Below are 784 nucleotides of genomic sequence, written 5' to 3'. Positions count from 1 at the left end.
ATTTCGAACAATTGGATACCAGCGACACCGCGACGGTAACCGTCACCGACACGGTAGATACCACCACGCTGACGCTGGGCGATATCACGGTAGCGGAAGGCAGCGACAGTGCGACTGTCAGCGCCACGCTAAGTAACCCGACCGATCGCGACTTTACGGTGACGTTAAGCAACGGGGCGACTATCACCTTTGCGGCCGGAGCGACAATAGGCACCTCGAGCGCGTTTGCAGTACAGGGCGACGATGTTTATCAAGACGGCGAAAGCTACACGATAAGTGTAACCAACGCGGGCGAGCATAATTTCGAGCAACTGATCAGCAATGAAGCCACGGTCAACATTACTGACACGGTAGATACCACCACGCTAACGCTGGGCGATATCTCGGTAGCGGAAGGCAGTGATAGTGCCACCGTCAGCGCCACGCTAAGTAATCCGACCGATNACGACGGGTACCTCGAGCGCCTTTGCGGTGCAGGGTGACGATGTCTATCAAGATGGTGAAAGTTATACCCTAAGCGTAACCAACGCGGGCGAGCATAACTTCGAGCAACTGGATACCAGTGATACCGCAACGGTGACTGTCACCGATACGGTCGACACCGTCAACGTGACGATCGATAGCAACGGCGATGTCACCGAAGCGCAGGACGCGGTCTTTACTATCAAGGTTGACCGGGTACTGGCCGACGATCTGGTAGTGACATTAAGCAATGGTGAGCAGGTTACCATCCGTGCCGGCGAGCAGAGTGTGGCTTATAGCGTGCCGGCGCAGGGCGATGATG

At 55.9% G+C, this 784-nt stretch carries 1 protein-coding gene and 1 pseudogene; both read left to right on the top strand.

Annotation, left to right across the window (positions count from 1 at the left end; genetic code table 11):
- Positions 1-11 precede the first annotated feature (11 nt).
- Positions 12-443, top strand: a pseudogene (locus DDT56_RS25240) (immunoglobulin-like domain-containing protein); the annotation flags it as partial.
- Position 444: 1 nt separating this feature from the next.
- Positions 445-784, top strand: a 340-nt coding sequence (locus DDT56_RS24255) for an immunoglobulin-like domain-containing protein (protein ID WP_210417083.1), incomplete at both ends; no start/stop codon positions are given.

Source organism: Brenneria corticis, assembly GCF_003115855.1.
Classification (GTDB): Bacteria; Pseudomonadota; Gammaproteobacteria; order Enterobacterales; family Enterobacteriaceae; genus Brenneria; species Brenneria corticis.
Note: the sequence above shows the minus strand (reverse complement) of the source record. Positions and strands in the feature narration are given on the sequence as shown.